Annotated in this window: 8 protein-coding genes; all 8 read left to right on the forward strand. The window is 37.8% G+C overall.

What is annotated here, in order from left to right:
- Positions 1 to 100: 100 nt before the first annotated feature.
- Positions 101 to 883 carry a peptide ABC transporter ATP-binding protein gene (locus A1D25_RS10370; protein WP_157395602.1) on the forward strand — a complete coding sequence of 261 codons (783 nt, stop codon included), beginning with the start codon at positions 101 to 103 and terminating at the stop codon, positions 881 to 883.
- 141 nt (positions 884 to 1,024) lie between these two features.
- Entirely contained in the window at positions 1,025 to 2,704 is a 1,680-nt protein-coding gene (recN, locus tag A1D25_RS10375) for a DNA repair protein RecN (protein WP_157395603.1), read from the forward strand.
- A gap of 52 nt (positions 2,705 to 2,756) precedes the next feature.
- On the forward strand, positions 2,757 to 3,437 hold the full coding sequence (gene mutH, locus A1D25_RS10380) for a DNA mismatch repair endonuclease MutH (protein WP_157395604.1): 681 nt from the start codon (positions 2,757 to 2,759) through the stop codon (positions 3,435 to 3,437).
- A 92-nt stretch (positions 3,438 to 3,529) separates the two neighbouring features.
- Positions 3,530 to 4,270: a TerC family protein gene (locus tag A1D25_RS10385; RefSeq protein ID WP_157395605.1), complete on the forward strand. Its 741-nt coding sequence runs from the start codon at positions 3,530 to 3,532 to the stop codon at positions 4,268 to 4,270.
- A gap of 71 nt (positions 4,271 to 4,341) precedes the next feature.
- Positions 4,342 to 5,379 (forward strand): beta-N-acetylhexosaminidase, encoded by a 1,038-nt coding sequence (gene nagZ, locus A1D25_RS10390; protein WP_157395606.1) that lies wholly within the window; start codon positions 4,342 to 4,344, stop codon positions 5,377 to 5,379.
- Positions 5,372 to 6,535 (forward strand): 23S rRNA (uracil(747)-C(5))-methyltransferase RlmC, encoded by a 1,164-nt coding sequence (gene rlmC, locus A1D25_RS10395; RefSeq protein WP_157395607.1) that lies wholly within the window; start codon positions 5,372 to 5,374, stop codon positions 6,533 to 6,535. The genes nagZ and rlmC overlap by 8 nt, the downstream gene beginning before the upstream one ends.
- Before the next feature lie 156 nt (positions 6,536 to 6,691).
- On the forward strand, positions 6,692 to 7,687 hold the full coding sequence (locus tag A1D25_RS11000) for a hypothetical protein (protein WP_205420613.1): 996 nt from the start codon (positions 6,692 to 6,694) through the stop codon (positions 7,685 to 7,687).
- 117 nt (positions 7,688 to 7,804) lie between these two features.
- Positions 7,805 to 9,232: a surface lipoprotein assembly modifier gene (locus A1D25_RS10405; RefSeq protein WP_157395608.1), complete on the forward strand. Its 1,428-nt coding sequence runs from the start codon at positions 7,805 to 7,807 to the stop codon at positions 9,230 to 9,232.
- Positions 9,233 to 9,483 lie beyond the last annotated feature (251 nt).

The following is a 9,483-nucleotide window of genomic DNA, read 5'->3' on the forward strand; positions in this document are numbered from 1 at the left end:
GGACGCCACGCTGGCGTCCGTTAATTGGATACAACAAATTGGGGTTTGTCATCAGTCTGAAATATCCAAAGATAATTTAGTCTATTTCTAAAGAGCTGCTATGAATTTACTTGAAGTTCAACATCTGAGTAAACGTTTTACCGATCGCATTAGTCTTTTCCGTAAACAAGATTTCTATGCGATTAAAGACGCAACCTTCTCTTTAGATCATCAGGAAACTTTAGCCATTATAGGGGCTAATGGAGCTGGGAAATCAACACTGGCCAAAATGCTAGTCGGAATGACCGAACCAACATCAGGAACGATTTTCTTTAAGGGAAAAAAATTGCAATTCGGCGATAATGCCTTTAGATCAAAAAAAATCAGAATGATTTTCCAAGATCCAAATGATGCATTTGACCCCAATTACAATATCGGTCAAATTCTTGATGCACCACTTCGCCTAGCAACAAATTTATCTGAAGAACAACGCAACGAACGTATCTTCCGCACATTGAAATTAGTCGGAATGTACCCTGAACACGCTCTAATTCACATTAAGGAAACATCAAGTAGTCAGCGACATAGAGTAGCTCTAGCAAGAGCATTGATCCTAAATCCTGAAATCATTATTTTTGATGATAGTCTAAGTGCTTTAGATTTTTCAGTTAAAAGTCAGCTCACGAATTTAATGCTCACATTACAAGCCAGATTAGGTTTATCTTATATTTATATCGGACAAAATCTAGGACTAATTAAACATATCTCAGATAAGCTCATAGTGATGGATAATGGCGAAATAGTTGAATATGGATACACTAAAAATATTTTACTCAACCCACAGCACCCAATTACAACTAGGTTAGTGGAAAACCACTTTGGTGGTACAGTGCAATATGCTTAAAAACTTATTCAGCATAGTGAATTGTCGCACGAAGAGATTTAATAAGCGGTAAGATTTCAAAAAAGTTTCACAAATCTATTTACTGTTTAAATAAACAGTTGTACTATATATCCATACAGTTATTCTTGTATGGATATTCTTATGCTAACACAGCTTGCTATCAATAATTTTGCGATTGTTCGTCACTTAACCCTTGAATTAAATGAAGGGATGTCTGTTATCACCGGTGAAACAGGGGCAGGGAAATCAATTGGTATTGATGCCCTTGGACTTTGTTTAGGTTATCGTTCTGAAAGTAGTATGATCCGCAACGGAGCAGATAAAGCAGATATTACCGCCACTTTTTCAATGCAACCCAATAGCCCTGCTTATCTTTGGCTGAAAGAACACGAGTTATTAGATGAAGATACACCGAATGAGTGTATTTTACGTCGTATGATTAACCTTGAAGGACGTTCTAAAGCCTTTGTGAATAATCGTCCGATTCCTATTTCACAATTACGAGAATTGGGGCAATATCTTATCCATTTGAATGGACAACACGCTCCGCAATTACTACTCAAAAATGAATATCAACTGGAGTTAGTCGATAACTATGCAGGAACACATTCACTATTAACACAAATGGCTGAGCAATATCAGACTTGGCGGAAATTGCATAAACAAGTGAAGAATTTTCATCAACAGCGCCAAGAAAACGAGGCTCGCAAACAGTTATTGCAATATCAAGTTGATGAACTTGATGAGTTTGCAATTAAAGAAGGTGAATTTGAACAGCTTGAAGAAGAACAAGCCCGTTTAGCGAATTCTGAGCAACTAACCGAATTATCCCAATCTGTTCTCAATCATTTAAGTGAAAGCGAAGTAAATATAGACAGTATGTTATATCGAGCTATTCGTGATTTAGAAGAGTTAGCTGATATTGACGCTCAATATCAATCGGCATTAGAAATGTTGAATGAAGCACTTATTCAAGTGCAAGAAGCGAGTTCAGAAATTAGTCATTTAGCGAATAATATTGAACAAGATCCTGAATTGTTAAGCGAATTAGATAGCCGTATTGGTAAAACAATGCAACTTGCCCGTAAACACCAAGTTGCAAGCCAAGAGTTATGGAAACATCATCAACATTTACAGCAAGAATTACAACATCTACTTGATTTTGAAGAGAACGAAGAACAGCTAATTATAGATGAACAGCAGGCGTATCAACAATGTGTTGAATTGGCTGAAAAAATTTATCAAAAACGTGTTGAAGCAGGTCAAAAATTATCCGCACAGGTTACTCAACAAATTAAGCAATTAGCAATGGAAAATGGCGAGTTTTTCATTGATATTCAGCATAATTTAGATAAGTTATCACCAAATGGGGCTGATAGTGTTGAATTTAATCTACGCAGTAATTTAGGACAGAACGCTCAGCCATTGGCAAAAATTGCATCAGGTGGTGAGCTATCACGAATTTCTTTAGCAGTGCAAGTGCTAACTGCGAATAAACTTTCTACTCCAACCATTATTTTTGATGAAGTTGATGTAGGAATTAGTGGACCAACCGCAACAGTTGTTGGGCGATTATTGCGTCAGTTAGGTAAAAAATGCCAAGTGTTGTGTGTAACCCATTTACCACAGGTTGCAAGCCACGGAAATCATCATTTCAATGTACAAAAATATGTTGAAAATAATCAAACTGAAACGCAGATGAGCTTATTAACTGCAAAAGAACGAGTAAACGCACTTGCAAGGTTATTAGGCGGTAGCAAAATCACTGATGCAGTGTTAGCGAATGCTCAAGAAATGTTAGATTTGGCGGAAAGTGATTAGTCGCTTAAAATAAGCGGTCTGTTTTCTCTTATTTTTTGCAAAGGCACAATGAATGCAGCTCGCAACATTTTCTACCACTGAACAGGAATTATTACAGAAAGCCCAATGGATTGCAGGTTTTACATTAGGTGAGATCGCTCAACAACTTAATATGCCTGTACCTGCCGATCTGACTCGTGATAAAGGCTGGGTGGGGATTTTAATTGAAACCGCATTAGGTGCTAAAGCAGGGAGTAAACCTGAGCAAGACTTTGCTCATTTAGGCATTGAGCTAAAGACAATCCCAGTGAATGCAAAAGGAATGCCATTAGAAACTACCTTTGTTAGCCTTGCCCCCTTAACGCAAAACAGCGGAATTACTTGGCAAACATCTCACGTTAAACATAAATTACAACGTGTTTTATGGGTTCCAGTAGAAGGTGAACGCTCTATTCCACTTGCTCAACGACATATTGGAATGCCGATATTGTGGTCGCCAAGCCCAACAGAAGATAAGCAATTACAGCAAGATTGGGAAGAATTAATGGAGCTGATCGTTTTAGGGCGATTAAACGAAATCAATGCGACTTTAGGTGAAGTATTACAGCTACGTCCTAAAGGTAAGAATCGCCAAGCTCTAACTAATGCGGTTAATCAAAAAGGCGAACCAATTCAATCACTTCCTTTAGGTTTTTATTTACGCAAGAACTTTACGGCGGAAATTTTACAAAAATTTTTACATTCGGCTCTTTAATTTTTAAACCGCTCTCTATATGATGTACAGCTTTTACGATATTGATTAGTTAATAATTGATATTTACTTCCACTTAATTGAAAGGATTTTATATGTTTGATTGGGTTGCAAACCCTGAAGCGTGGGTTGCGTTATTTACACTAACCGCTTTAGAAATTGTACTAGGTATTGATAACATTATTTTCATCAGTATTTTAGTTTCTCGTTTGCCTGAAAAACAGCGTCAATCTGCCCGTATTATTGGTTTAGGGCTTGCGATGGCGACACGAATTTTATTACTACTTTCACTCTCTTGGATGATGAGATTAGTTGATCCACTTTTCTCCATTATGGATAAAGCCATTACGGGGCGTGATTTAATTTTAATTCTAGGGGGCTTGTTCCTAATTGTAAAAAGTGCAATGGAACTAAAAGAAGCAATCAGTGGCGAAACTCACGATGAAAATGGTAATAGTATTAAAAAAGCAAGCTATTTTATGATCTTAGTACAGATTGCGATTTTAGATATTGTATTCTCATTGGATTCAGTAATTACCGCTGTGGGTATGGCAGACGATGTACCTGTAATGGTTATTGCAATTATGATTGCCGTTGGAGTAATGATGTTTGCTGCTAAACCGATAGGTGATTTTGTGGATCACAATCCAACAATCAAAAACCTTGCACTTGCTTTCTTAATCTTAATTGGTGTGGCGTTAGTCGGCGAAGGATTTAATATTCATATTCCTAAATCCGCTATTTACACGGCAATGGGCTTCTCAGTCATCGTTGAATTACTCAATATAAAAATGCGTAGTAATCAACGTAAACACGAACAAAATCACATCGAATAATTGAGAAAATCAGGATAAAATGCCCTTCGTCGTAAGGGCGTTTTTATTGAAAGAAAGAGAGGGAAAATTTTATGTTGTTAATGGATTTGGTTGGGCCAACACTCACTGTGGAAGAACAAGAAATGCTAGAGCATCCACTTGTTTCGGGGCTTATTTTATTTACTCGCAACTTTCACGATAGAGAACAAATTCAAGAACTGATCAGATCTATTCGTCAAAAAGTGAAAAAGCCATTACTGATCACTGTTGATCAGGAAGGCGGACGGGTACAACGTTTCCGTCAAGGTTTTACGCAATTACCTGCAATGCAATCTTTCCAACAATTATTACCAAATCTTGCAGAGCAAACTTATTTAGCTAAAGAGGCTGGCTGGTTAATGTCAGCAGAAATGTTTGCCTTGGATATTGATTTGAGCTTTGCGCCTGTTTTAGATTTAGGACATTGTTGCAAAGCCATTGGCGATCGCTCATTTGGTAGCGATGCAACTGCCATTTTACCTGTGGCAGAGGCTTTTATTGACGGAATGCGAGAAACAGGAATGGCAACCACAGGTAAACATTTCCCAGGACACGGACACGTTTTAGCGGATTCTCACTTAGAAACACCTTTTGATAATCGCCCACAAGAACGTATTTTTTCTCACGATATTCAACCTTTCAAACAACTAATTAGCAAACAAAAATTATCGGCAATAATGCCTGCACACGTTATTTATACCGAGTGCGATAGCCAACCAGCTAGTGGTTCAAGCTATTGGCTTAAAAATGTATTACGCCAACAGCTCGGTTTTAACGGTGTAATTTTTTCCGATGATTTAGGAATGAAAGGGGCTGGGTTTATGGGGAACTATGTTGAGCGAAGTGAGAAAGCCTTAAACGCAGGTTGCGACTTATTATTACTCTGCAACGAACCTGATGGTGTGGTGCAAGTCTTGGATAATTTGAAGTATCAACCAACGCAAGCACAAAAAGAACGACACCTAAGTTTAATGAAACGTAAGCATATTGAGTGGCGAGAGTTAGAAAAAAGCCCTCGTTGGCAGCAATCTCATCAAGCATTAAGTGCGTTACAAGAACAATGGTTAGAATGGAAAGCAAAGAATGGCTAACCTGTTGAATTGCCAGCATTTTTCTCAAAAACATTGTACTTCGTGTCAATGGCTTGATAAAGCCTACCCACAACAGCTTGCAGAAAAATCGGCAGAGCTTAAGCGGTTACTTTCGCCTTTTATTTTGCAACAAACAGAGTGGTTGCCAGAAGTTCAATCTTCTCTTTCTGCTTTTCGGAATAAAGCCAAAATGGTGGTTTCAGGCAGTGTTGAACGCCCTGTTTTAGGTATTCTAAATGATGAGCAGGGCGTTGATTTAACCGATTGCTCGCTTTATCCTACAAGGTTTCATTCACTTTTCCCTATTCTAAAACAGTTTATTGGACGAGCTGGGCTTGTTCCTTATAACGTTGCTAAAAAGAAAGGGGAACTAAAGTATATTTTACTAACAGAAAGCCAACATAACCACGCTGTAATGGTGCGTTTTGTGTTACGCAGTGAAACAAAATTAGCCCTTATTCAGCGTGAGTTTCCTGCCTTTTTAGCACAGTTACCGCCAGAATCCGTAGTAACTTTAAACATTCAACCACAACATTCTGCAGTATTGGAAGGCGAGAAAGAAATTTTTCTGACGGAGCAACAAGTGCTAACCGAATACTTTAACGGTGTGCCACTTTTTATTCGTCCGCAAGGTTTCTTCCAAACAAATCCAAATGTGGCGAGCCAGCTTTATGCAACGGCACAAAGTTGGAGTTCGGAGTTACCCATTTTGCATCTTTGGGATCTTTTCTGCGGTGTCGGTGGGTTTGGGCTACATTGTGCATCGGCATTACAAGCTAAAAATGCAAAGGTTTCTTTAACAGGGATTGAAATTTCGCCCTCTGCGATTGCTAGTGCAACAAAATCGGCTCATCAGCTTGGCTTAGAGAATATAAAATTTGCCTCTCTAGATTCTGCTCATTTTGCATTAAATGAACAAGGTTCAGTACCTGATTTGGTTATTGTCAATCCGCCACGACGTGGTATTGGCAACGCATTAGCGGAGTTTTTGAACAAATTAGGCTCACCTTATTTAATTTATTCAAGCTGTAATGCTCACTCAATGGCAAAAGATTTTGCGAGCTTATCTAATTATACTCTCGAAAAAGTCCAACTTTTCGATATGTTCCCCCATACTTCACACTATGAAGTGCTGACTTTTTTAAAGCGAATATAGTCGCTAATGAATCCTTCTAAAAATTAACCCTTTATTTCTTTCTTCAGGTCTTGATTTTTTTTTTTTTTTTAGAATGGGTAAGTTTTTGTATTTTTATACAGAAATAACATTAAAAGCGATCAATTTGTTTTCTTTATATTCAATTAAGGATTCATTATGAATACAACATTTAAAATTTCTGCACTTGCATTATTTGTCGCAATTACCGCAACTGGCTGTAAATCTAATGATTCATCATCAGATGTAAAAGCCCCAACTCAAGTTACTAAACCAGCTGAACAACCTAAACCAGCTGAACAACCTAAACCAGCTGAACAACCTAAACCAGCTGAGCAACCTAAACCAGCTGAACAACCTAAACCTGACTATAGTAAAGTATTCACGATTACTGGAAAACTTGATGCATTAAATGAAAAAGATGTTGATAAATTCAACTGGCGACATTATGGAATAGAAGATGATACTGAAACAGTATGGGTCGATATAGAGAAGATGTCAGATGGTAATAAGCAAGGTACTTTTAGTGGAAAGGTAGGAAATTATCATTATTTATTTGCTAACCAAGTATATTCTAGCTATGGAACGATAGGAATATGGAATAATGATTCTTTTGTACATCAAGGAGCAAGTACTTCATTTGATAACGTATCTAACCACAAAGAACATTATGTGATTGGTAGTATCAATAATGGTGTCAAAGAAATTGATCCTAAATTACACGGTTCAGCAACTTATAAAGGGGCAGTAATCACAGGAAATGTTGGATTTTTTGGTCCTACTCACACCGTTGATGGTAATGTTACGTTAAATGCTCATTTTGCTAAAACATTAGATAAGAGTACTATTTCTGGCGAAATTAATAGTAATAAAATGGGTAAAATTACCTTAGTAGAAACAGATATGACCCGAAACCAGGATTACTTTAACCACAAGAAATTAGGTTTAAGTAAATTTGATACGATTGAAGTAGATAAAACTGAGCGTAAAGAAGATAATTCTCTAGGATTCGTAGGTAAAGCTGTATTGAATGGTCGAGAAGGGGCATACAGAGGAACATTCCACGGTCCATTACTTAATGAGGTAGTTGGAGATATTAGTCTTGGTAAGGATATTTATAACGCTGTCTTCGGTGCAACCAAAGAAGCGAAATAATTATTAGCCCCTAAGCCGATCTGCTTTACGACAGATCGGCTTTTATTTTCACTCAAAATGATAAAAGCGGTCAGTTTTGGCTGATTTTTTGCAAACTATAAATCTTCGAGAGCCTTTATGAAAAAATACCTTTTGCCTTTACTCTGCTTGCCTACCGCATTAAATGCCACACCAAATGAAACAGAACAACATTTGCATAATGTGGCTAAACCTACCGCCCCACAATCAAGCCCTGTATTACCAGCAGAAAGTGCAACTAAGCCCGTTATTGAAATCAATGAACAGCAACTGAAACAAAACCCACAACTTACTCATAAATTGCTGAGTGATGCCCTATTTGCCCGTAATCAAGAGGCTATTCGTGTATTATTAGAGATTTACCAAACCCAGCCGAATACCGACCCTATTTTAATTGATTTCGCACAAGGTAAATTGGCTAGCCTTGATAATGATAATGCCACAGCTATTCGTTTTTACCGCAAAATTCTCGCACAACACTCCGACTTAAATGCAGTACGAATTGAGTTAGCTATTTCACTTTTTAATGCTCAACAAAACAATGCCGCAGAAGACCAATTTAACAAAGCAAAAAGTGTGGAAAATCTCCCTATCCCAATCGCCCAGCTGATTGATGCTTATCTTGCTGCCTTAAAAAAACGCAGTAGTTGGCAATTTGGGGCAACGGCTTACTATATTAAAGATGATAATGTAAATAACGCCTCTCATAGCCCTGAAATCGAAAACACAGGCTTTGTTAAAGGGAAAGGCTTACTTCCGAAAAAAGCCAATGGTGTGGCGTACAGTGCCGATTTATCTCGTGACTTTAATATAGTGAATGCACATTATCTTGCTTTTGAGAACAATCTCTATGGCAAACTCTATTGGGATAGTCGTGATAATGATGAAATAACAAACCGTACATTGCTTGGTTATGCCTATAAAACGGAAAAGTCCACTTTCCGCTTGCTCCCATTTTTTGAAAAACGTTGGTTAAGTAATGCTCGAGACCGTAATACTCAAGGTATTCGCACCGAATTTAACCATTGGCTTTCACCCAATTGGCAAATCTCCACAGCAATGGAATATGGCAAACACCGCTATTATGATAATCCATTGCAAAATGGTCACAGTAAGTTAGTTTCTGCCACATTATTGTGGCTAACAAAACCACAACAATTTTTCTATCTTGGTGGGGATTTTAACCGAGACACAACACAAGTCCGACAATATAGCTCCGACACCAAAAGCCTGCGTTTTGGTTGGGGACAAGAGTGGCAACTATGGGGGCTATCTAGCCGCTTAAATCTGAGTTATTCACAACGACAATATAAAGATGTTGCGGTTCTAGGTGGGTTCTTGAATTTAAGAAAAATCCGCCAAGATAACGTATTGAGCAGTAGTTTAACCTTATGGAAACGAGATTGGCATTTATTCGGTATTACACCTAAATTACAATTTTCGTGGCGTAAAAACCGTAGTAATTTATCGACACTTTATTCTTATACAGATAAGAACATCAATCTGATTTTTGAAACGAGGTTTTAGTACGGACAAACACAATAAGAGCAGATTGTTATTGAATCTGCTCAGATTATTGACAAAGTCTTTTTTCATTCGGACGCCAGCGTGGCGTCCCTACAAGAAAAGTTATAACCAATTGAAAAATAACAGATTTTATTTTGTTGTGTAGGGACGCCACGCTGGCGTCCGTTAATTGGATACAACAAATTGGGGTTTGTCATCAGTCTGAGCTAGGCATTGAGCCTAGCTTTTACTATCAATAAACCAATTAAAAT

This window comes from Ursidibacter arcticus (assembly GCF_009761375.1).
In the GTDB taxonomy this organism is placed as follows: Bacteria; Pseudomonadota; Gammaproteobacteria; order Enterobacterales; family Pasteurellaceae; genus Ursidibacter; species Ursidibacter arcticus.